This is a genomic window from Streptomyces sp. HSW2009, assembly GCF_040240285.1.
Lineage (GTDB): Bacteria > Actinomycetota > Actinomycetes > Streptomycetales > Streptomycetaceae > Streptomyces.
Genome location: NZ_JBEHZD010001307.1, coordinates 1 through 229, shown reverse-complemented (window position 1 = coordinate 229; position 229 = coordinate 1). Strand labels below are relative to the sequence as shown.

The window sequence follows — 229 nt, the reverse complement described above, 5'->3', positions numbered from 1 at the left end:
GGGGGCGCGGGCGCGGGCGGGGGGGGGGGGGGGGGGGGGCGGGGCGCCCCCCCCCCCCCCCGACGGCCACCGCCACGGCCTCCACGGGGTCCAGGTGCAGCGCGGCGAGGCGCTCACAGACCTCGGCGGCGCGCACCTCGGAGCCCTCTTGCAGGCCGTGGTCGACGGTGATGCCGCCGGCCCGCAGGCCGAGCTTGGGCGCCTCGAAGGCGAGGGCGGAGGCGAGCGC

General features: G+C 83.4%; 1 pseudogene. It reads right to left on the bottom strand.

What is annotated here, in order from left to right:
- A pseudogene (locus AAHZ94_RS35500) lies at positions 1-229 on the bottom strand (hypothetical protein); the annotation flags it as partial.